Below are 21,640 nucleotides of genomic sequence, written 5' to 3' on the forward strand. Positions count from 1 at the left end.
CACGCGGCGCCATGTTTCAGATGCCCCTCTTCCGCCGCGACTTTCCGTCGCTTGAAGGCAAAGAGGTGCATCTGCGCATGCCGCTGTCCAAGGACCATGCGGAATGGGCTACATTGCGCGCGGAAAGCCGTGCCTTTCTTGAGCCCTGGGAGCCGCGATGGGCGTCGGACGAGCTTTCCCGCCACGCTTATCGCCTTCGCCTGAAACGCTATTACAGCGAATACGACCAGGGTAGCGGCGCCGCGTTCTTCATTTTCGAGCGTGCGGGCGGGCGGCTTGCCGGCGGTATATCGATCAGCAATATCCGGCGCGGTGTCGCTCAGTCCGCGCATATCGGCTACTGGATGGGGGAGCGGTTCGCGGGCCAGGGATTGATGCGCGAGGCACTTCACCTGGTTATCCACTTCAGCTTCGGCGAACTGGCGTTGCACCGCCTGGAAGCAGCCTGTATCCCGAATAACGAACGCTCTATGCGGTTGCTTGAAAAAGCCGGATTTCAGCGCGAAGGATTGCTCAGATCTTATCTCCGCATCAACGGGTCGTGGCAGGACCATTGCCTCTATTCGCTGATCGCGGGGGAATACCAAAGGCAGGAAAAACGGGACTGACGGCTTGGAACGATCACCGGCATGGCTTACGGCACTACTTGCGGCACTTCTGCTCGCCATCGCTATGAGGCCGGCCTGGGCCGTCGAGCCGATCGGGATTTCTCCCGGCGATGTGGCGCTGGACTTGTCCGGGGCTGTGGAAATCTATCGCGACCAGGGCACGAATTTTCAGGTATCGACCGCCCCCGGGGCGGACGGGATCGTACGGCGCATCGAGGTGGAAGCACAGGACGAGCAGGCCACCGGCGATTGGGCCGTGTTTGCCCTTGCCAACACGACGGACGAACAGATCGACCGGCTGATCGTGGCACCGCACTTCCGATTCGTGAGGTCCGGGATGCTGTGGCCGGATCTCGGCTCGCAACGCATCCGAGCGATCACGCCGAGCGAAGGCTTCGCACTCGACCGGCAGGAAAGCCGCGACGGCGACACATTTCTTGTGACGCTGAATCCGGGCGCCGTCGTAACCTTCGTGGCGGAACTTTCCTCGCGTAGCCTGCCGCAGATTTATCTCTGGGAACCGGACGCCTACAAGGACACGGTTAACTCCTACACGCTCTTCCGCGGCATCGTCATCGGTATTGCGGGTCTGCTAGCGCTGTTCCTTACAATCCTTTTTGTGGTCAAGGGCACATCGCTCTTTCCCGCCACGGCCGCACTGGCCTGGGCCACGCTGGCCTATATTTCGATCGATTTCGGCTTTCTCGGACGTTTCATCGACATTACGCCCGGCAGCGAGCAGCTCTGGCGCGCCGGGTCGGAAGTTGCACTTGCGGCGACACTGGTGGTCTTTCTGTTTACCTACCTCAATCTCAACCGCTGGCACGAGCGCTTCAGCTATGGGATGCTGGCGTGGGTGCTCGGGCTTGCAGTCATCGGTGCAATCGCCTTTTTCGATCCCTCCATCGCAGCAGGAATCGCGCGCGTTTCAATCGGTGCGACGGCGGTCGTGGGCGCAGGGCTGATCGTCTATCTCGGGCTGCAAGGGTACGACCGCGCCATCATGCTCGTTCCAAGCTGGCTGATGCTCCTGGTCTGGTGCACCGGCTCCTGGATGGCGGTGACCGGGCTGCTCAACAACGACATCGTGCAGCCGGCCATCGGCGGAGGCCTCGTACTCATCGTTCTACTTCTTGGCTTCACGGTGATGCAGCACGCACTCTCCGGCAGCCCCCTGTTCCAGGGTCTTTTCAGCGACATGGAACGGCAGGCGCTCGCCATTAGCGGTTCGGGCGACATCGTCTGGGATTGGGACGTGCTGCGCGATCGCGTAATCACGAAGCCGGATATCAGCCGCCAGCTCGGCTTGCCCGCGGGCAGCCTGCACGGGCCGGTGAGGAGCTGGCTTCCGCTTCTGCATGCCGACGACCGGGACGCCTTCCGCACCACGCTGGATGCCGTCCTGGAACTGCGGCGCGGGCGACTTGCGCAGAGTTTCCGGCTGCGCGGGGCCGACGGGCACTTTCACTGGCTGTCTCTGCGCGCGCGGCCGGCGGTTGGTTCCGATGGCGAGGTAATCCGCTGCGTGGGAACCCTGGTAGACGTGACCGAGCAGAAGAAGGCGGAGGAGCGTCTCCTGCACGATGCCGTGCACGATAACCTGACCGGACTTCCCAATCGCGAGCTCTTCCTCAGCCGGCTCGATGCGACCATCTCGATGTGCGGCCAGGAGAACAATATTCGTCCCACGGTCTTCGTCATCGACATCGACCGCTTCAAGCAGGTGAATGACGAGCTTGGCATTTCCGCCGGCGACACGATCCTCCTGACCGTGTCCCGCCGCCTGCACCGCCTGCTGAAACCGGGCGACGCGCTCTCACGGGTGGCGGGCGACCAGTTCGCCATGATCATCGTTTCCGAGCAGGACCCTGCCCGCATCGCAACCGTTGCCGATGCCGTACGGCAAGCCATCACCGCACCAATCACATTCGCCCGGCGGGAGATCGTGCTCACCCCCTCTGTCGGACTGGTGTCCTGGACCTCTAGCCAGAATTCGGCCGAGGAGATGTTGAAAGACGCGGAACTGGCCATGCACCAGGCCAAGCGCGAAGGCGGCGACCGCATCGAGCCGTTTCGGCCGGCATTCCGTTCCGTGGGCACGGACCGGTTGCAGATGGAGTCGGACCTGCGCCGGGCGCTGGATCGGAAGGAGCTCCGGCTCGACTACCAGCCAATCATTCGGCTCACCGATGACGGCATTGCCGGTTTCGAGGCACTGCTGCGTTGGGAGCATCCCAGACGGGGGAGTATCGCGCCGTCGGACTTCATCCCGGTTGCCGAGGAGTCGGGCCTCATCGTGCAACTGGGCCTGTTCGCCATGCAGCAGGCGGCAGAGGATCTCCACGACTGGCAGGCGCAATTGGGGGAGCTTCCGCTTTTCATGTCGGTCAACCTGTCGAGCCGGCAACTCATCCGACGCGATCTGGTGGGCGATGTCCGCTCGGTTATCGCGCGCGCCAATATCAAACCGCACTGTTTCCGGCTGGAACTGACGGAATCCCTCGTCATGGATAACCCGGAGCAGTCAACACATGTGCTCAGTCGGCTCAAGCAGCTCGGCATCGGCATTTCACTCGACGATTTCGGCACCGGCTATTCCTCGCTCGCCTATTTGACGCGCTTTCCCATCGACACGATCAAGGTCGATAGGAGCTTTCTGGAGGACAACAGCGCCAAGGGCAGCCTGCTTTTGAAATCCATGGTGAGCATGGCGCATGATCTGGGCCTGGAAGTCGTTGCCGAAGGCGTCTCAACCGAGGCGGATGTGCGTCAGTTGCGCCAGATCGGCTGTGAATATGCGCAAAGCTTCTATTTCGGAACGCCGGCGGATGCGGATGCAAGCCTGCGGCTTCTGACGGAGCACAAGGAAATGCCCGAACGAGAGGACGCCTGAGGACCGGATCAGGCGTGGCCGGTGAGGTGGCTGAGATGGGTCGGATCGATGCCCATGGAGCCGAGTATACGGTCGTAGAGGGAGTCGACCTCATTCTCGAAAAGGAGCTCCGGCGTCGCGGGACAGGCGAGCCAGCCATTCTCTGCAATTTCCGCTTCAAGCTGACCGGCGCCCCAACCGGAGTAGCCGAGGGCCATGAGCGCCTGGCGCGGCCCGCGTCCGCTGGAGATATCCCGCAGAATGTCGACCGTCGCGGTAAGACAGATATGCTCGGAAACCGCCATGGAGGAATCCACCACATAGTCTCCGCTGTGAAGCACGAAACCGCGACTGCGATCCACGGGGCCGCCACTGCGCACCGCCATATTGCGCGCTGGGGCGGGCAGGCGGATGGACTGGCTGCGCTCCACGATGCCAAGCTCTACCAGAACATCGGTGAAGCCGAGCTGCTGTGTCCTGTTGATGATCAGCCCCATTGCGCCGTCATCGCCATGAGCGCAGAGGTAGATCACGGAGCCGGAAAAGCGCTCGTCACGCATGCCCGGCATCGCCACCAGGAAATGGTTCTGAAGCGTGCCCTCGGAAAAGGAGCTGGTTGCGCCAGTATTCGGTTCCATAGGTCCAAGCCTAACGCTTTTTGATGACCCTTGAAAGACGTTTATGAGAACCGGATCTCACGCGAAAATGAACGCACGTACCGCCGCCGCGATTGCAAACTTTTCGTCCCCTAGCCATTCTCCACGAATGCTTTTTCGTCGACTTCCACTTCTGTTCGCATTCTTTGCCGCCGGGTCGGCCGCCGCATCCACCAGCAACTGGATGGAAAATGCCGGTGGGGCGGTCCGCCTCGTTACCAGCGGGCTGGCAGACGAGAGCGGCCGGCTGCGGGGTGCCTTGGAGATCCGGCTCGAGCCAGGCTGGAAAACCTATTGGCGCGATCCCGGCGATGCAGGAATTCCGCCGCAACTCACCTTCTCCGAGCTATCCGACATTACCGGGGCGGAACTGCGCTACCCGCCGCCCGAGCGCGTCAAAGACGAATTTTCCACGTGGGCCGGATACACAAAGAGCATTGCGTTGCCGGTCATCTTTGACGCCACGCCCGGCAGCAGCGGCATTGTTGAAGGCGAGGTTCTGCTTGGAATCTGCAAAACGATCTGCATTCCGTTTCAGGCATCCTTCTCGTTCGACGCCGGCGTGGACTACGAGAACGTCGAGCACGCCATAACGGTCGAGCGCGCCTTCGCCGCCCTGCCCCGCACGGCGCGCGACGGATTTCAGGTGACGGACGCCTCATGGCTGGAGGACCGTATCCTGATCCAGGCCGAGGTTCCGGCGGATGACGCGCAAACGGCGCTATTTCTTGTCTCGCCGGAGGGCGTACGCCTTGCCGCGCCGACGCTTGAGGAGGTGAATGGATCGGAAGCGACGTTCTCCGCCGAGATCATCTCCGCGTCCGATTTCTCGCGAGGAATCGAACTCGACTACACGCTGACTTCGGGGGGAAGCGCCGTAAACGGCACGGTTTCAATTTCAAAGTAGTGCTGGCGGTTCATCAGGGGGTGCCCTAGGTCTTTCTCGAACACCTACCTTTTCTCATCGAGATTCTGCAGGAGAGTATCACTATGACAATTGCTGTTGGCGATCGCTTGCCGGACGTTACCATCAAAAGGGTGGCCTCGGACGGCGCTGAGGATATCAACACGGCGGAGTTTTTTGCTGACCGGAAAGTGGTTCTGATCGGCGTTCCGGGGGCTTTCACGCCCACCTGCACCCACAATCACGTGCCGGGCTTTATCGAAAACTACGATGCGATACGTGGGCGCGGCGTGGACAGCGTTGCGGTGCTTGCGGTGAACGATCACCACGTCATGACTGCCTGGGCCCGCTCTACCGGCGCCGAAAACAAGCTGGACTTTCTGGCCGATGGAAACGGCGCGTTTACGCAAGCGCTGGGCATGGATGTGGATCGTTCCAGCTCCGGGCTCGGGAGGCGTTGCAGGCGCTTTTCCATGGTGATCGAAGACGGCGTGGTGAAGGAGCTCAACATCGAGGAAGAACACGGTCAGGCGGTCACGAGCGGCGCCGCACGGATTCTCGAACAGCTTTAGACGAACAGAAGAGAAGCGAGCGGCCTTACGACGGCTGCTCGCTTTTTCGCGTTTCACGGCTCCAGATGCCGATCAGCACCATGCCGAGCGATAGCAGCTGGGCCATGTAGTAGCGGTCGCCGTGAAACGGTGCGACGAAGTATTTCGCCACAGTCGCAGCGGCCAGCGCACAGACGAGCACCAGTTCGCGGTCGCGCATGGAGACCCTTCCCAAAACCATTCGGCCGAGGATGATCAATTCCATAATGAAGAGGACCAGCCAGGTGTTCTCCACTAGCGAGCGGACAAGAACCCGCACCAGCATCTTGAGATAGACGAGAATGGAGAAATCGGGGTTGAAGCCTTCGAGCGTAGGAACATACTCGATGTTGGTGAACCACATCTGGATCCACCAGCCCGGGTGACCGGCGGCCTGTGTGATAGGGAAATAGGCGACCAGTGCGGCCAGGAAAGTGGCAATCGCCATGATGTAGCCCTGACGGGTCATGACGGCTGCCACGGCGAAGACCCCGAGGAAGGCCAGCGTGTCCGGCCGCGCGAGAAACGCCAGGAAAAGGGCGACCGCGCAGGCGAGGTCAAGCCGTCGCAGATAAAGCCAAGTACCAAGCACGAAGAAGGCGGCCGACAGCATGTCGGGTATTACGACGCGCGCCTCATGCGGCACGCCGCTGAGGATGACGACCGCCAGAATGAACGGCGCGTAGTCCAGAAACCGCTCCCGCGCCGCCCAGGCGACAAGAACAGCGCCCGTCACTCCGGCCGAAACAGTCGAGATGAGACGCAGGGCATCGACCGGTTGCATCCATTGTGAAAGCCATTCGGTGAGCACCACGTACAGGAGTTTCACCTTGTAAAAGCCCAGCATCGTGGCAAAGGCCTGGGGATCGGCATACTGGCGCACGCGGTAGGGCCTGTCGGCAGTCAGCATGAGGAATTCGCCCTCGCTGACGCGCTCGCGAACCGCGTTCCAGGCGGCCTCATGAAGCTCGGCCGCCGATCGGCTGCCGTCATCCATGGCCGAGGCGACATAGGCCACCATATCCCAATCGGCCTGCGGATAGACGACCGAGACGACAACCACCGTAAGAAAATAAGCGACGAGCAGAAGCAGCCCCAAAAGGCCGCCCCAGGATGACCAGAGCTGCGCAAAACTGCGCGCTGAAAAATACAGCAGTCTTCCCAGGCTCATGTTTTCCCCGCCTACACCGCGCGCACCGTGCCCCGTGCCGTGGAGAAAATAAACCCGGAATTGCAAAGAAGGTTAAGCAAAGGGTTGCGCGCGCCGGAGCTTTTTGAACGGTGCCATACCTTCACGCGCCAGCGCGTCGGCGCGCTCGTTTTCCGGATGGCCGGCATGGCCCTTGATCCAGTGCCATTCTACCGTGTGGCGGTGCCGAGCCTCATCCAGCGCCTGCCAGAGCTCGGCGTTTTTCACCGGCTTTTTCGCTGCCGTTTTCCAGCCGTTGCGTTTCCAGCCATGAATCCAGCCGGATATGCCATCGCGAAGATAGTTGCTGTCGGTATAGAGATGGACCTCGCATGATCCCTTGAGCGCATTGAGCGCCTCAAGAGCGGCCTTCAGTTCCATGCGGTTGTTGGTGGTTTTGGCCTCGCCGCCGGAAAGCTCCTTCTCCACGCCGTTATAACGCAGGATTGCACCCCAACCGCCGGGGCCAGGATTGCCGGAGCAGGCACCGTCCGTGAAAACCTCGACCTTCTTCACGCCAATCCAACCCCGTATTCTGATGGCGATTTCACCTGCCGGTGAAAGCGGACGCGGCGAAGATAGTCCATAGGATCACGCTTTTCGACCAGCGGGCCGCCGGCGGTGCTGAGCCAGTCGTAAAGGCGCGTCAGCATGAAACGGAGCGCGGCGCCGCGCGCCAGCTGCGGCAATGCCTGCACCTCCGCGGGTTCCAGCGGGCGCACTTCCTGGTAGCCGGCAATGAGGGCGGCACCCTTGGTGATGTTGTAGGACGTGTCCTTTTCAAAACACCAGGCGTTCAGGCACGTAGCGATGTCGTAGGCCAGCAGATCGTTACAGGCGAAATAGAAGTCTATCAGGCCGGAAACTTCATTGCCGAGAAAGAACACATTGTCTGGAAAGAGATCGGCGTGAATGACGCCGGAAGGGAGGTCCTCCGGCCAATTCCCAAGAAGGTCGTCGAACTCCCCTTCGATCTCGCGCGCCAAGCCGGGCTCCACCTCGTCGGCCCGAGGCTTCGTTGCATTCCAAAGCCTTTTCCAGCCATCCGGTGAAAGCGCATTCTCGCGCGTCATGGAAAAATCCGCCGCTGCCTGATGCAAGCCGGCCAGTGCCTTGCCGACCTCGCGGCAATGGTGCGGCGCGGGCCGGCGCAGCCACATGCCTTCCAGAAATGTGATCAGCGCGGCCGGACGCCCCGCCAGTTCGCCAATCAGCGTGCCGTCGCTCCTGTGCACCGGCAGAGGGCAGGAGACGCCCTTTATCGCCAGATGCTCCATCAGGCCGAGAAAGAAGGGCAGATCGGCCTTTTCCACGCGGCGTTCATACAGCGTGAGGATAAATGCCCCCTCGGAGGTATGTAGAAGGTAATTCGAGTTTTCGGTGCCTTCCGCGATTCCCTTATAGGACAGGAGATCGCCGACCGGATAATCGCGGAGGAACGCGCCGAGTTCTCCCTCCGAAATGTCGGTGTAAACAGCCATGGCGTTCTGTTAGCCCATGCCGTTGACGAACGCCATGTCGGATCGGGTGAGTTCCACATCCCGGAGGGGGCGCATCACAGGGAAATTCTCCCGCTCTTCCGCCGTCACTGCGAGATCGACGCGCACATCGTAGCGTTCGCGGAACGCATCGATGATCTCGTCGACAATGATTTCCGGCGCAGAGGCGCCTGCCGACAAGCCGAGCACGGATGGCGAGCCGATATCCTCCCACGGGATTTCCGAGGCTCGCTGCACCAAAAGCGCGCGCTTTGCCCCGGCCCGCTTGGCCACCTCTACGAGGCGGCGGGAATTTGAGGAGTTGGGTGCGCCGACGATGAGAAAGAGGTCGGATCCCGGTGCCGCTTCCTTCACCGCCTCTTGACGGTTGGTCGTGGCGTAGCAGATCGATTCGGCCGCCGGGGCTTGAAGGTTCGGGAACCGCTTTTCCAGCGCCCGGATGATATAGGCCGTGTCCTCCACCGAAAGGGTGGTCTGCGTAACATAGCCAAGCTCGACCCCGTCGGGAGGCGAAAAGCGATCGGCGTCTTCTACCGTCTCGATCAACGAGACGGTGCCCTCCGGCAACTGCCCCATCGTGCCGATCACCTCCGGATGGCCGGCGTGTCCGACGAGCAGCACATGGCGGCCGAGCCGCTGGTGGCGCATGGCCTGCTTGTGGACCTTGGAAACCAGCGGGCACGTGGCATCGAGATAAAAGAGATTGCGCTCTTCGGCGTCGGCGGGAACGGATTTCGGCACACCATGAGCGGAGAAAACGACCGGACGCTCGCGATGCTCATCCGGAATTTCGTGCAGTTCCTCGATGAAGACGGCGCCGCGCTCCTGAAGCCCCTCGACCACATAGCGGTTGTGCACGATTTCGTGGCGCACATAGACCGGCGCGCCGTACTTCTTCAGCGCCAGAACGACAATCTGAATGGCGCGGTCCACGCCGGCACAAAAACCGCGCGGGCCGCAAAGCCGCACCGTCAGGCGCTTATTCTCTACCGGATTCGACATTCCGTCATAACTCCTGTCCCGCCGGAAGGTGGGTTTGTGCAGTACCACGTGTCAAGCCTAATCCTTGCGCCCGCGCAGGAACCAGTAGACCAGCACGCAGACAAGCGCAAAGGCGAGGCCATACCAGGTGACGACGTATTGCAGATGATTGTTCGGCAGATTGATCCGCGTCACCCCACCAACCGGCAGCCCTCCCGGATTTGCGGCGTCATCCGCGTCCACATAGAAGGGATAAACCTCTGCCTCGTCCAACCCCGCCGAGCGGGTCATGGCAGGGAGATCCTTCCAGAAGAAGATATTACCGGCTGGATCGTTCTCGGGGACGATGAAAGACGGCTTCTCCTGCGGCGCGGTCCTCGCAAGGCCCCCTATTTGCACGGTGCCGGAGACCTGACCTTCCTGGCGCGTCTCCGGCTCCTTGCGGTCATAGGGCACGAACCCGCGATTGATGAAGATGTATCGCCCATTCTCCAGCGCTAACGGGGTATGAACGAAAAAGCCGGACTGCCCCTGCCAGGTTGCGAGATAGTGGCGCTCCCGGTCATGGTCGAAGTCGCCCTCGATAGCGGTCGGGCGGTAATCGACGTCCTGTCCTTGTGCGTAGAGTTCCGCGATGTCTTCCAGTGGCACGGGCGCGTCGGTGATACGCTCCTCGATACGCTGGATGAGGCCTTCTTTCCATTGAAGCCTTTGCACCTGCCAGGTCCCCAACACCAGGAGCAGGATCAGCACTGGGATGCTGAAGGCGAGCAGCAGCCAGCTTCGACGACCGCCGGGCCTCGTCTCTTTGGAACTCATTTCCTCACATCCAGGCGCCCTTCAGCGGCCTTGTTACAATATTGCAGCGTAATCAGGAGCCCCTTGATCAGTCTCAGCGCGCCGAGGGAAAGCACCACTGTGAGAGGTATCCACAGCACGAAGTGCAGCCAGAGCGGCGCCTGCGTCGTGACCTCCATCCAGAGCGCGAGTCCGACAACGATAAAGCCGATAATCAGGATGACGAATACCGCCGGACCATCGCCCGCATCGGCGAACTCATAGTCCAGGCCGCAGTTCGCGCAATGCTTACCAATTGTAAGAAACCCGGAAAAGAGCCGCCCCTCACCACAACGGGGACAGCGCCCGGTCAGCCCGGCACGAACGGGGTCCACCGGCGGCAACACCGCCTTGTCCTCACTCATGGCCAATCTCATCGTGTCATCCGAACGCACCCAAAAGACGAAGGGGCAGCTTTGCAAGCCGCCCCTCCCCGAACATGCTGCCTCTATCCGATCAGTGGGCGTAGGTCGCGCCAGCGGATGCCCACACGTAGACGAAGGCGAAGAGGAACAGCCACACCACGTCGACGAAGTGCCAGTACCACGCGGCTGCCTCGAAGCCGAAATGCCGCTCGGGCGTGAAATGCCCGGCGATCGCCCTGAACAGGCAAACTGCCAGGAAGATCGTGCCGATGATGACATGGAAGCCGTGGAAGCCGGTCGCCATAAAGAACGTCGCGCCATAGATCGAGTCGCGGAAGGCGAATGGCGCTTCCATATACTCGTAGGCCTGCACGAACGAAAACAGGATGCCCAGAACCACGGTCAAGGCGAGGCCGGTAATGAGCCCCCGGCGGTCGTTCTCGAGCAATGCGTGGTGCGCCCAGGTGACCGTCGTGCCGGAAAGCAGCAGAATGATGGTGTTGTAGAGCGGCAGGTGGAAAGGATCGAGCACCTCCACACCCTGGGGCGGCCATTCACCGCCTGTAAACTCCGCACGGCTGACCTGCGTAGCGTCGCCCGGAAAGAGGCTGGCGTCGAAAAACGCCCAGAACCAGGCGACGAAGAACATCAGCTCGGAAGCGATGAACATGATCATGCCGTAGCGCAGGTGCAGCGACACAACCTGCGTGTGATGGCCTTCCTGGCCTTCCTTGATGGTGTCGCTCCACCAGGCGAACATGGTGTAGAGGATGACGAGCAAACCGACCAGGAACACCCAGTACCGGGCCGCCGCCAGATCCACCCCGAAAAGCTCAAAGGAGGTGCCTTGGGCTGCCTTCATCCAGGCGATGGCGCCTAGCGCCATGATCAGCGCACCTACAGAGCCGAGGAACGGCCAGGGACTCGGATCAATGATATGATAGTCGTGCTTCTTCGTGTGGGCGGCAGCCATGTTATCCCCCGAGCTTCTGGTTCTTGTTTGCACCCGTCGTCGGCGCTTCGGCCGACTCCCGGTGCAGCGGGTAGAAAGTGTAAGACAGCGTGATGGTGCTAAGGTTCTTCAGCTCCGGCGCGTCGACGATTGCCGGATCGACAAAGAATTGCACTGGCATTTCGTACTCTTCACCAGGCTGCAGCTCCTGTTCGGTAAAGCAGAAGCATTCAACCTTGTTGAAATAGGCACCGGCAATCGCGGGCGTGACATTGAACGTAGCGGTGCCGGTGGTCGGTCGCGATGCCGTGTTGCGGGCCAGGTAAGATATCTCAGACGTTTCGCCTATGCGCAGCTTCACCTGGCGCTGCTTGGGCTTGAACTCCCAGGGAATGCCATTCGTGTTTGCGTCGAAACGGACGGTAACCGTCTTGTCGAGGATCGTATCGGAGTATTGCTCGACACGCTGTGTGGTACCTCCGTAGCCAGTGACCTGGCAGAACATCTCGTAGAGAGGCACCGCCGCGTAGGACATGCCGACCATCCCGGCAAACACGCCGACGCATGCGATCGCGACAGTGCGATTACGCCGGTTACGTACTTCGTCTGATCGAGTGCCCGTCGTACCCATGTCTCACATAGCCCTGTCGAAAACCGCGGGTCCCAGCTTCATGATGCTGGCGAGGTAAAGGAGGATAACGAAGATGGCGAGCGCAACGGCGATCGCGATGGAGCGGTTGCGACGCGCATTGAGCTGCGCTTTCGTCGGCTTGATGCGGTCACTATCGCCATTGTCGTTCGGCTTGCGATTATCCTCAGGCACTTGTCAGCCCCCGAAACGCGCTATCAGACCGTCGCACAGAAGAGCGGCAAAGATGGCGAAAAGATAAACCAGCGAAAAGCCGAAGAGCGCTTTCTCGGGCTGTGCATTCTTATCCGCTCCGCCGTCGCGCAGCACGCGCCAGGAATACCAGACAAAGCCACCGCCAAGAGCAGCGGCGACAATGCCATAGGCCAAACCGGCAAAGCCAAGCACTGTCGGCAAGACGCCGCACACCGCAACAAGAACGGCATAGGCGAAGATCTGTCGGCGCGTATGCGCCTTACCGGCCACGTTGGGCATCATCGGAACGCCAGCGCGCCCGTATTCATCGGTCTTGAAAAGCGCCAGCGCCCAGAAATGCGGCGGCGTCCAGAGAAAGATGATGAGAAAGAGAACGAAGCTCTCCAGCGTGACAGTGCCCGTCACGGCGGCCCAGCCGATCATGGGCGGCAGGGCGCCGGCGGCCCCGCCGATGACGATGTTCTGCGGGGTGGAGCGCTTCAGCCACATCGTGTAGACGACCGCGTAGAAGAAGATGGTGAAGGCGAGCAGCCCCGCGGCCATCCAGTTGGCCAACAGGCCGAGGATAACCACCGAAAAAACTGAGAGAAACAGGCCGAAGCCCAGCGCTTCGCCCGGTTCGATGCGTCCCAGCGGCACTGGCCTTTTTGCCGTGCGGGACATGACGGCATCGATATCGGCGTCGTACCACATATTGAGCGCGCCGGCTGCGCCCGCGCCCACGGCAATGGCGATCATGGAGATGACCGCCAGGAGCGGATTGGGCGTGGCCGGAGCCAGCACCATGCCGACAAAGGCGGTAAAGACGACGAGCGACATGACGCGCGGCTTGAGAAGCCCAATAAAATCGCCGGCGGTCGCCTCGGAAAGGCGACCGGCACGCTCATCTATATGTTCTCGCTCGACCAATGCCATGTCTACACGTTTCATTCATTGCTTGTGCGCGGCCGGTAAACTGGCCCGGCTCGCGCCTGTTTTCTGCCTTAGCGGACCTTCGGCAGTTCTTCCCACTGGTGGAACGGCGGCGGAGAAGGAAGCTGCCACTCAAGCGTGGTTGCACCCTCACCCCACGGATTGGCGCCGGCGACCCGTTGCTTGGCGAAGGCTTCCGCCACACCGTACAGGAAGACGAGAACACCGATCGCTGCAAGGTAAGACCCGTAAGAGGACACCATGTTCCATCCGGCAAACGCGTCCGGATAATCGATGTAGCGGCGCGGCATTCCCGCAAGGCCCAGGAAGTGCTGCGGAAAGAAGATCAGGTTCACGCCGATGAAGGTGATCCAGAAGTGCAGCCGGGCGACGAAGGAATTGTACATGTAGCCCGACATCTTCGGGAACCAGTAGTACCAGGCGGCAAAGATCGCGAAGACGGCGCCCATGGACAGCACGTAGTGGAAGTGTGCCACGACGTAATAGGTGTCGTGCATCGCCCGATCGAGGCCGGCATTTGCGAGTTGCACGCCGGTCACGCCGCCGACGGTGAACAGAAAGATGAAGGCGATGGCCCACAGCATCGGCACCCGGAAGGAGATGGACCCGCCCCACATGGTCGCTATCCAGGAGAACACCTTCACCCCGGTCGGCACGGCAATCACCATCGTGGCGAAGACGAAGTAGCGCTGCGTGTCGATCGACAGGCCCACCGTATACATGTGGTGCGCCCAAACGACAAAGCCAATCGCGCCGATCGCCACCATCGCATAGGCCATGCCGAGATAGCCGAAGACCGGTTTGCGAGAGAAGGTCGCCACGATGTGACTGATGATGCCGAAGCCGGGCAGGATGAGGATGTAGACCTCCGGGTGCCCGAAGAACCAGAACAGGTGCTGGTACAGAATGGGATCACCGCCGCCATCGGGGGCGAAAAAGGCGGTTCCGAAATTCCGGTCCGTGAGCAGCATGGTGATGCCGCCGGCGAGCACGGGAAGCGCCAGAAGCAGCAGAAAGGCCGTGATCAGCACGGACCACGCGAACAGCGGCATCTTGTGCAGCGTCATGCCCGGCGCGCGCATGTTGAGGATCGTGGTGATGAAGTTGATGGCGCCGAGGATGGAAGAGGCACCGGCGATATGCAGGGCCAGAATGCCCATATCCACAGCCGGGCCAGGCTGGCCGGAGGTTGAAAGCGGCGGATAGAGCGTCCAGCCCGTGCCGGCCCCGAAGCCGCCGGGCGCTCCCGGCACGAACATGGACAGAAGCATGAGTATGAAGGCCGGCGGAAGCAGCCAGAACGAGATGTTGTTCATGCGCGGGAAGGCCATGTCCGGCGCACCGATCATGAGCGGAATCATCCAGTTGGCAAATCCGCCGATCAGCGCTGGCATGACCATGAAGAAAATCATGATCAGCCCGTGAGCGGTGGTGAAGACGTTGTACATCTCCTTGCCGCCATCGATCGCCGCAGCACCTTCATAGCCATAGACCATTGAGGCGAGGCCATGGAAGAGCTGGATGCCCGGCTCGGCCAGCTCCCAGCGCATCATCACCGACAGAAAACCACCAATGACGCCAGCGATGATCGCAAAGATCAGGTAGAGAGTGCCGATATCCTTGTGGTTGGTCGAATAGAACCAACGCACCCAGAATGCGGGTTTGTGATCGTCGTGGGTCGTCTCTGTTGCAGCGCCTGCCATGTCCTACCGCTCCAAATTGTTCCGAAGATCGCCGGGCTTATTCAGCCGCGGACGCGACCTTTTCGCCGTCATCGCTTTCGAGTTCCGCCATCAGGGCACGGTTGGCACCCTCCAGGTCATCCTGCGCAGCCGCGTACCAGGTCTGGAATTGGTCCTGCGAGACGGCACGAATGGCGATGGGCATATAGGCATGGTCCTTACCGCAAAGCTCGGAACATTGCCCGTAATAGATGCCTTCACGCTCGGCCTTGAACCAGGTCTCGTTGATGCGACCGGGGATCGCGTCAGTCTTGATACCATAGGAAGGCATGGCGAAAGCATGGATTACATCACTTGCCGTGACAAGAACACGAACGGTGGTGTCGACCGGCACGACCACCTCGTTATCCACCGCCAGCAGGCGCGGGTACTCGCTCGTGTCTTCCTTGCCGGCCGCAGCGCGATCGTCCTCCTGAAGCATCAGCGAGGTGAAAGAAAGCGGGTTCTCCTCGTCCTGATACTCATAATCCCAATACCACTGCACGCCGGTGGCCTTTATGGTCAAAGCCGGTTCTTCCGGCGGCGTGTACTGGTTCGTCAGAAGCTGGAAGGACGGAATGGCCAGGAAAAGCAGAACGATCACCGGCCCCACCGTCCAGAGCACCTCGATCACCGTATTGTGGCTGGTGCGCGAAGGCGTTGGATTGGCGCTGGCGCGGAAGCGGAAGATACACCAGGCCAAGAGCCCCATGACCAGCAGAGTGATCGGCGTGATAAACCAGAGTGTGTAGGCTTCGAACCAGGCGACTTCGTCCATGATTGCCGTTCCGGCAGACTGAAAGCGCACCTGCCAGGGCTCCGGCTGCGCGGCAAACGCGCCGGTTGCGCAAAGCGAGAGCGCGAGAAGTGCCAGGCTTGCAGCAAATTTCTTCATCAGCTTCGTCATCTCCCGAACAATGCGTCCTCGGCCGGTGCAGTAGCCATCAACTCAGCCCCTCCGAAAGCCGCATTGAAAATTTCTGGCTTTCATACGGGCGCGTTCAAATCATACTCTCGTTTGAACCGCAAGAAAGGCGTCATGCGTATCGTGCGGCATTTTTGCGCTCCTCGAGCACTTTTGCCCCAAAATTGTCGGCCCGAAGCCGTTGGATTCCACGCGCACATCTCAATTCCGTCGGATTTTTAGAGAATCTGGCGCACCGGGAACCAAAGTCACGGAGGAAAGGCGTTGACGGGCGCCATTTCCTTTCCGTTGCGCCATCATTCAGAGTAGATTGCCATGATTCGCTGGAAGAAAGAGGGAAATATGCCTTTGGTCGCACGTGTCGCCGCCCTGCTTACCGGGCTGATGATGGCCACGCCCACCCTGGCGCAACAGCAGCCGAATACCAATGATGGTACGGTACGCTCCACGCATGGCGCATGGTCCATCGTGTGCGACACACCGGCGGGTGCTGCGGATGAGCAGTGCGCAATGATGCAGAATGTCGTGGCCGACGATCGGCCGGAAGTCGGTCTTTCGGTCGTGGTGCTGCGCACCGCGGACAACGAGGCGGAGATCCTGCGTGTACTGGCGCCTCTCGGCGTGTTGCTGCCCAACGGGCTCGGGCTCAACGTAGACGGGGAGGATATCGGCCGCGCCTATTTCGTGCGCTGTTTTCAGGATGGATGCTACGCAGAGGTGATCCTGGAAGATGAGCTGCTCGAGACGCTCGGCAATGGCGAGTCGGCCACGTTCATCGTCTTCCAGACCCCAGAAGAGGGAATCGGCATCCCCGTCGACCTGGACGGCTTTGACGAAGGTTTCGCGGCTCTACCCTGAAGGGATTTCCTTTGTCGGCACTGGATTGACTGGCCCCTCCCCCTTACATGGTCGGGAAAAGGACAGGATAGGCCATATGACACGCTCGCTGATCGATTCGTTTGACTGCTCCGCAGATAAACTGAAATCCCTCCTCTCCGATACCGTTTCAGGTGCAGATGACGGTGAACTCTTTCTGGAGTACCGGGAAGGCGAAGCACTGGTCTTCGATAACGGGCGGCTGAAGACAGCGAGCTTCAATACGGATCAGGGTTTCGGCCTGCGCGCAGTCGCGGGGGAAGCGGCCGGGTACGCTCACTCAAGCGAGCTTTCCGAAGCGGCCCTCCGCCGGGCGGCCGACGCGGTGTCGGCGGTCAAGGACGGGTATTCCGGCACGCTTGCCACGCCGCCTGCCAAGACGAATCAGCGCCTGTACGGTGATAACAATCCGATCGTGGCGCCCGGTTTCGAAGAAAAAGCCAAGCTCCTGCAAGAGATAGACGCCTGGGTCCGGGCCGAGGATTCGCGCGTGCGGCAGGTTTCGGCATCGCTCGCGGCATCATGGCAGCAGGTGGAGATCCTGCGCGCAGACGGCCAGATCGCCCGCGACATTCGCCCGCTGGTGCGCATGAATATCTCGGTCGTGGTAGGCGATGGCGATCGCCAGGAAACCGGCTCCTACGGCTTGGGCGGGCGCAAGAGCTTCGGCGAGTTCCTGGCCGAGGACTCCTGGCGCTTTGCTGCCGGCGAGGCCTTGCGCCAGGCGCTCGTCAATCTGGAGGCCGCTCCGGCACCCGCCGGCACATTCGACATCGTCCTTGCCAATGGCTGGCCGGGTGTGATGCTTCACGAGGCTGTCGGCCATGGGCTGGAAGGCGATTTCAACCGCAAGAAGACCTCAGCATTCGCCGGATTGATGGGCGAGCAGGTCGCCGCCAAGGGCGTGACCGTTGTGGACGACGGCACGATCGCCGAGCGGCGCGGTTCGCTCACGATCGACGACGAGGGCACACCCTCGGGCCGCAATGTGCTGATCGAGGACGGCAAGCTGGTCGGCTACATGCAGGATCGCCAGAATGCCCGCCTCATGGGCATGAAGCCAACCGGCAACGGACGGCGCGAATCCTACGCTCACGAGCCGATGCCACGCATGACAAACACCTACATGATGGGCGGTGACAAAACACCGGAGGAAATCATCGCCTCCGTGAAGAAGGGCGTTTATGCGGTCTCCTTCGGCGGCGGGCAGGTGGACATCACCTCCGGCAAATTCGTCTTCGGCTGCACCGAGGCGTATATGATCGAGGACGGCAAGGTCACGCATCCGATCAAGGGCGCAATGCTGATCGGCAACGGCCCGGACGCCATGCACCGCGTCTCGATGATCGGCAATGACATGAAGCTCGATAGCGGTATCGGGATGTGCGGCAAGGCCGGACAGGGCGTGCCCGTCGGCGTCGGCCAGCCCCATTTGCGCATGGACGGAATCACAGTCGGCGGCACGCAGGCGTGATGCCGAACGCCATCGTCATCCTAACCGGTGCCGGTGTTTCGGCCGAATCGGGCGTCGATACGTTTCGGGACACCGGCGGGATCTGGTCACGCTACAATCTCGAGGAGGTTGCGACACCAGAGGGCTTTTCCGCCAATCCGACCTTGGTCCACGAGTTTTACAACGGTCGGCGCAGCCAGCTCAGCCAGGTGGAGCCGAACGCCACCCATTTCGCGCTGGCACGGCTGGAGCGCGAGCACGAGGGCGAGGTTCTGCTTGTTACCCAGAACATCGATGACCTGCACGAGCGGGCCGGTTCGAAAAATCTCATCCACATGCATGGCGAAATCGCCAAAGCACTGTGCGCCAAGTGCGACGCGCGGTGTGAATGGCGCGAGCCGCTTTCGGCAAAAGTACCCTGCCCTTCCTGCGGTGAAGCAGGGGGAATGCGGCCCGATGTGGTCTGGTTCGGCGAGATGCCCTACCAGATGGAGCGCATCTATGAGGCGCTCGGCCAGTGCGGCGTCTTCATCTCCATCGGCACGAGCGGCAGCGTTTATCCGGCCGCGCAATTCGTGCAGGAGGCTGCGCGGGCCGGAGCGCATACGGTGGAGCTGAACCTGGAGCCGTCGGAGAACAGACTCGACTTCGATGAGGCAATCCACGGGCCGGCGAGCCGGGTTGTCCCGGAGTATGTGGAGCTCATTCTCAAAGGCGATATTTCAGCCTAGAGCCTGTCCTGAGTGTCGTTTTCAAGCTGCTTCGCCCAGAGGTTCCTGAACGGAAGGTCCAGTCTATGTCCCTGCGTTCCGGTCGCTGATTTGGAGCGACATCCGAGACTGGCTACTTCGACGGCTTGCGTCTCGACAATCAGGGGCATCTGGACCAGCGCAGGCGATGGCGTGCACTGCTACGATCCCGACGGCTCACTGCTTGGGAAGATATTCGTGCCCGAGACCGTGTCGAATGTCTGCTTCGGCGGCCCGAAACTGAACAGGCTTTTCATCACCGCCTCTACCAGCGTTTATGCAGTGTGGTTGCCGACGAGTGGCGCAAGCTAAGCTCAGCGTGTTGATGATCCAGCTCGCTTGCCAGTTCAGGGAGAGCTAGGTCGCTTTCCCGATCGCTCCAGCAAAGCCACGACCTCCACATGCGGCGACCAGAGAAACTGGTCGATGGGTGTTACCTCCGCAATGCGATAGCCGCCCTCGACGAGAATGGCGAGATCGCGGGCGAGCGTGCCGGGATTGCAGGAGATTGCGGCAACGCGGCGGACTTTCGACCTTGCAATCTGCTGGCTCTGGGCCTCCGCGCCGGCGCGCGGCGGGTCAAAGACGAGACCATCGAAAGCGTCAAGTTCCCTGGGCAGAAGCGGCCTGTGAAACAGATCGCGCTTTTCGCTGCTGACCGGCTTCAGGCCGGGAGCCGTTCTTGCTGCGTGCGAAAGCGCGGCCAGCGCCGCTGCATCCCCCTCCACCGCGTGAACCCGCGAATGGCGCGCAAGACGCAAGGTGAATGTGCCGCTGCCGGCGAAAAGGTCGGCAACGTTCTTTGCGCCGTCCAGATGGCGGAGAATGTGGGCTGCCATGGTTTTCTCGGCATGGGCGGTTGCCTGCAGAAACCCCCCGGGCGGCACGGCCACTGGCACATCGCCGAACTGGACGACCGGCTTTTCGCACTCGACCAGGACCTCGCCATCGAAAGAGAGCCGCGCGAAGCGGCCTGCAAGCGCACATTCCACTGCCTTTTGCCGCCTCTTCTCTTCCAGGCGGCCGGCGGCTCCGACGGCGATGTCGAGACCGGTCGCCGTTGCCGTAACGGCAAGGCGCAGGGGTTTGTTGCGGGGCGCGAGAATGCGGGCGAGTACACGCATATCTTCCAGTGCGGCCACGATCTCCGGGGCGGCAATGGGGCATTCCTCGATATCGATGAGATGGTGTGACTGGGCAGCATTATAGCCCAGCAGAATGCGGTTTCCGAGGGTTCGCGCGGTGAGCGTGACGCGACGGCGGGAATTTGGCGGACATGTCACAAGCGGCGCGACTTCGGCTTCCAGACTACGGCTTTGCAGAGCGCGCACCACCTTGGCGCGCTTCCATGCGGCATAGGCCTCCGGCGCAACGTGCTGGACAGCGCAGCCGCCGCATTCGCCGAAATGTCTGCAGGCGGGCTCTTGCCGCTGCGAAGAGGCAGTTTCCACTGTGCGCAACGCAGCGCGCCCTTTGGCGCGGATTTCCGCAAGGACCGTCTCTCCGGGCAACGTAAACGGCACATAGAGAGGGCCTGCGGGGGTCTGCGCGATACCATCGCCCTGCGCGCCAAGCTCGTCAATGACCACCCGCTCACTCATCGTTTGCGCCCCGCCAGAAGGAACTCCCGGTTACCGTCGCCGCCCTCGATCGGAGATGGTGAAAGGCCGATCGCCTGCCAGCCCGCGTTCGTTTCAAGCCAAGCCTCGATGTCGTGCGCTATTTCGCCAGCCTGGTGCGGATTACGCAGCAGCCCGCCTTTGCCGATGGCTTCCCGTCCGGCTTCGAACTGCGGCTTGATGAGGAAGAGGCCGCGCGCACCGGGCACCGCCAGTTCGAGGGCTGGCGGCAGGGCCAATTTCAGCGAAATAAAGCTCACGTCGGAGACGAGGAAATTGGGCCTTCGTCCTTCAATGGTCTCAAGGGTGAGATCTCGCGCATTCACCCCTTCAAGGCAGCTCACGCGGGGGTCGTGGCGCAGTTTCGCGTGGATCTGGCCGGCGCCTACATCGATGGCGGTCACGTGAGCCGCCCCGCGCTCCAGCAGCACCTGTGTGAATCCACCGGTCGAGGCGCCGATGTCGAGCGCTTCCGCGCCATCCGGATCAAGGCCGAAGGTCTCCAGTCCATGCAATAGCTTGAGCGCGGCGCGGGAGACATAGTCTCGCGCGGGATCTTCCACCTTGATAGGCGCCTCGGCAGTGACCAGCTGACCAGGTTTTGCTGCGACGATGTCATCAACCCGAACCGTGCCGCGCCGGATTGCGTCCCGCGCGCGGGCGCGGCTTTCGAAGAAACCGTGCTCGACCAGAAGTTGGTCGAGGCGGCGGCGGGTTTGGGTGGTCAGGCTGATCATAGGTTTTCAGTGACCGATGCGGGCGGCAATGACAAGCGGGGTGGCTCTTGAATGGAGCGTTTTCGGAGGCGCTGGTGCGTTTCAGAAGCGCTGTCGCGTCTCCTGACCGATCGAAATCAACGCAGACTCCCCGCCTTCGTTATACCTGGGCTGGACCCTGGTATCCATGCCAGAGCGACGGCGAAACGCGCGGGCGCTTCCGAAAGTCCAATCTGTCAGCAGATGTCAGTAGGCAGAGGATTTTTTCTAGGAATTTTATCCCCGCCCTCTCAGCCACCCTTATTCTGTGCCCATCGCCCTCGCGGGAACCGGATGCGCACCGGGTGTTCG

22 protein-coding genes and 1 pseudogene are annotated in these 21,640 nt (G+C 61.2%); 8 read left to right on the forward strand and 15 right to left on the reverse strand.

Annotation, left to right across the window (positions count from 1 at the left end; translation table 11 throughout):
- Nucleotides 1–11 precede the first annotated feature (11 nt).
- On the forward strand, nucleotides 12–608 hold the full coding sequence (locus LY631_RS09655; protein WP_274425058.1) for a GNAT family N-acetyltransferase: 597 nt from the start codon (nucleotides 12–14) through the stop codon (nucleotides 606–608).
- A 64-nt stretch (nucleotides 609–672) separates the two neighbouring features.
- The gene (locus tag LY631_RS09660; protein ID WP_274425103.1) at nucleotides 673–3,501 is read left to right on the forward strand and encodes an EAL domain-containing protein; all 2,829 of its coding nucleotides are present in this window, start codon (nucleotides 673–675) and stop codon (nucleotides 3,499–3,501) included.
- Nucleotides 3,502–3,509: 8 nt separating this feature from the next.
- On the opposite strand, the gene LY631_RS09665 is transcribed toward LY631_RS09660, so the two are convergent.
- The gene (locus LY631_RS09665; protein ID WP_274425059.1) at nucleotides 3,510–4,118 is read right to left on the reverse strand and encodes a YqgE/AlgH family protein; all 609 of its coding nucleotides are present in this window, start codon (nucleotides 4,116–4,118) and stop codon (nucleotides 3,510–3,512) included.
- Between the two features lie 67 nt (nucleotides 4,119–4,185).
- Between LY631_RS09665 and LY631_RS09670 the strand changes: the two genes are divergently transcribed.
- Both LY631_RS09670 and LY631_RS09675 read left to right on the forward strand, forming a co-directional pair.
- Nucleotides 4,186–5,043 (forward strand): protein-disulfide reductase DsbD domain-containing protein, encoded by an 858-nt coding sequence (locus LY631_RS09670; protein ID WP_274425060.1) that lies wholly within the window; start codon nucleotides 4,186–4,188, stop codon nucleotides 5,041–5,043.
- An 83-nt stretch (nucleotides 5,044–5,126) separates the two neighbouring features.
- Nucleotides 5,127–5,612, forward strand: a complete 486-nt coding sequence (locus LY631_RS09675) for a peroxiredoxin (protein WP_274425061.1) — start codon at nucleotides 5,127–5,129, stop codon at nucleotides 5,610–5,612.
- 25 nt (nucleotides 5,613–5,637) lie between these two features.
- On the opposite strand, the gene LY631_RS09680 is transcribed toward LY631_RS09675, so the two are convergent.
- The 12 genes from LY631_RS09680 to coxB form a co-directional block, all read right to left on the reverse strand.
- On the reverse strand, nucleotides 5,638–6,801 hold the full coding sequence (locus LY631_RS09680) for a hypothetical protein (RefSeq protein WP_274425062.1): 1,164 nt from the start codon (nucleotides 6,799–6,801) through the stop codon (nucleotides 5,638–5,640).
- A gap of 72 nt (nucleotides 6,802–6,873) precedes the next feature.
- A complete protein-coding gene (rnhA, locus tag LY631_RS09685) occupies nucleotides 6,874–7,335 on the reverse strand; it encodes a ribonuclease HI (RefSeq protein WP_274425063.1) in 462 nt (153 codons plus the stop codon).
- Complete coding sequence (locus LY631_RS09690) at nucleotides 7,332–8,300, reverse strand: homoserine kinase (RefSeq protein WP_274425064.1); 969 nt, start codon at nucleotides 8,298–8,300, stop codon at nucleotides 7,332–7,334. The genes rnhA and LY631_RS09690 overlap by 4 nt, the downstream gene beginning before the upstream one ends.
- Nucleotides 8,301–8,309: 9 nt before the next feature.
- Nucleotides 8,310–9,320, reverse strand: coding sequence for a 4-hydroxy-3-methylbut-2-enyl diphosphate reductase (gene ispH, locus LY631_RS09695; protein WP_274425065.1), 1,011 nt, complete (start codon nucleotides 9,318–9,320; stop codon nucleotides 8,310–8,312).
- Between the two features lie 57 nt (nucleotides 9,321–9,377).
- Complete coding sequence (locus LY631_RS09700; protein ID WP_274425066.1) at nucleotides 9,378–10,118, reverse strand: SURF1 family protein; 741 nt, start codon at nucleotides 10,116–10,118, stop codon at nucleotides 9,378–9,380.
- Complete coding sequence (locus LY631_RS09705) at nucleotides 10,115–10,501, reverse strand: DUF983 domain-containing protein (protein WP_274425067.1); 387 nt, start codon at nucleotides 10,499–10,501, stop codon at nucleotides 10,115–10,117. The genes LY631_RS09700 and LY631_RS09705 overlap by 4 nt, the downstream gene beginning before the upstream one ends.
- A 91-nt stretch (nucleotides 10,502–10,592) precedes the next feature.
- A complete protein-coding gene (locus LY631_RS09710; protein WP_274425068.1) occupies nucleotides 10,593–11,474 on the reverse strand; it encodes a cytochrome c oxidase subunit 3 in 882 nt (293 codons plus the stop codon).
- 1 nt (nucleotide 11,475) lies between these two features.
- Nucleotides 11,476–12,084, reverse strand: a complete 609-nt coding sequence (locus LY631_RS09715; RefSeq protein WP_274425070.1) for a cytochrome c oxidase assembly protein — start codon at nucleotides 12,082–12,084, stop codon at nucleotides 11,476–11,478.
- A 3-nt stretch (nucleotides 12,085–12,087) separates the two neighbouring features.
- Entirely contained in the window at nucleotides 12,088–12,276 is a 189-nt protein-coding gene (locus LY631_RS09720; protein WP_274425071.1) for a hypothetical protein, read from the reverse strand.
- 3 nt (nucleotides 12,277–12,279) lie between these two features.
- Nucleotides 12,280–13,212, reverse strand: coding sequence for a heme o synthase (locus LY631_RS09725; RefSeq protein WP_274425104.1), 933 nt, complete (start codon nucleotides 13,210–13,212; stop codon nucleotides 12,280–12,282).
- A 68-nt stretch (nucleotides 13,213–13,280) separates the two neighbouring features.
- Nucleotides 13,281–14,933: a cytochrome c oxidase subunit I gene (ctaD, locus tag LY631_RS09730; RefSeq protein ID WP_274425072.1), complete on the reverse strand. Its 1,653-nt coding sequence runs from the start codon at nucleotides 14,931–14,933 to the stop codon at nucleotides 13,281–13,283.
- Between the two features lie 37 nt (nucleotides 14,934–14,970).
- A complete protein-coding gene (gene coxB / locus LY631_RS09735; protein WP_274425074.1) occupies nucleotides 14,971–15,846 on the reverse strand; it encodes a cytochrome c oxidase subunit II in 876 nt (291 codons plus the stop codon).
- A gap of 414 nt (nucleotides 15,847–16,260) precedes the next feature.
- Between coxB and LY631_RS09740 the strand changes: the two genes are divergently transcribed.
- From LY631_RS09740 to LY631_RS09755, 4 genes and pseudogenes are all read left to right on the forward strand, one after another.
- On the forward strand, nucleotides 16,261–16,734 hold the full coding sequence (locus tag LY631_RS09740) for an invasion associated locus B family protein (protein WP_274425105.1): 474 nt from the start codon (nucleotides 16,261–16,263) through the stop codon (nucleotides 16,732–16,734).
- Nucleotides 16,735–16,810: 76 nt separating this feature from the next.
- Nucleotides 16,811–18,226 carry a metalloprotease TldD gene (gene tldD / locus LY631_RS09745; RefSeq protein ID WP_274425075.1) on the forward strand — a complete coding sequence of 472 codons (1,416 nt, stop codon included), beginning with the start codon at nucleotides 16,811–16,813 and terminating at the stop codon, nucleotides 18,224–18,226.
- On the forward strand, nucleotides 18,226–18,936 hold the full coding sequence (locus tag LY631_RS09750; RefSeq protein ID WP_274425076.1) for an NAD-dependent deacylase: 711 nt from the start codon (nucleotides 18,226–18,228) through the stop codon (nucleotides 18,934–18,936). Before tldD ends, LY631_RS09750 begins: the two co-directional genes overlap by 1 nt.
- A gap of 110 nt (nucleotides 18,937–19,046) precedes the next feature.
- Nucleotides 19,047–19,266, forward strand: a pseudogene (locus tag LY631_RS09755) (SMP-30/gluconolactonase/LRE family protein); the annotation flags it as partial.
- Between the two features lie 35 nt (nucleotides 19,267–19,301).
- On the opposite strand, the gene LY631_RS09760 reads toward LY631_RS09755, so the two are convergent.
- Nucleotides 19,302–20,555 (reverse strand): class I SAM-dependent RNA methyltransferase, encoded by a 1,254-nt coding sequence (locus LY631_RS09760; protein WP_274425078.1) that lies wholly within the window; start codon nucleotides 20,553–20,555, stop codon nucleotides 19,302–19,304.
- Nucleotides 20,552–21,310 carry a TlyA family RNA methyltransferase gene (locus LY631_RS09765; protein WP_274425079.1) on the reverse strand — a complete coding sequence of 253 codons (759 nt, stop codon included), beginning with the start codon at nucleotides 21,308–21,310 and terminating at the stop codon, nucleotides 20,552–20,554. The genes LY631_RS09760 and LY631_RS09765 overlap by 4 nt, the downstream gene beginning before the upstream one ends.
- Nucleotides 21,311–21,640 lie beyond the last annotated feature (330 nt).

The sequence above is a fragment of the Chelativorans sp. YIM 93263 genome, assembly GCF_028767125.1.
Classification (GTDB): Bacteria; Pseudomonadota; Alphaproteobacteria; order Rhizobiales; family Rhizobiaceae; genus Chelativorans.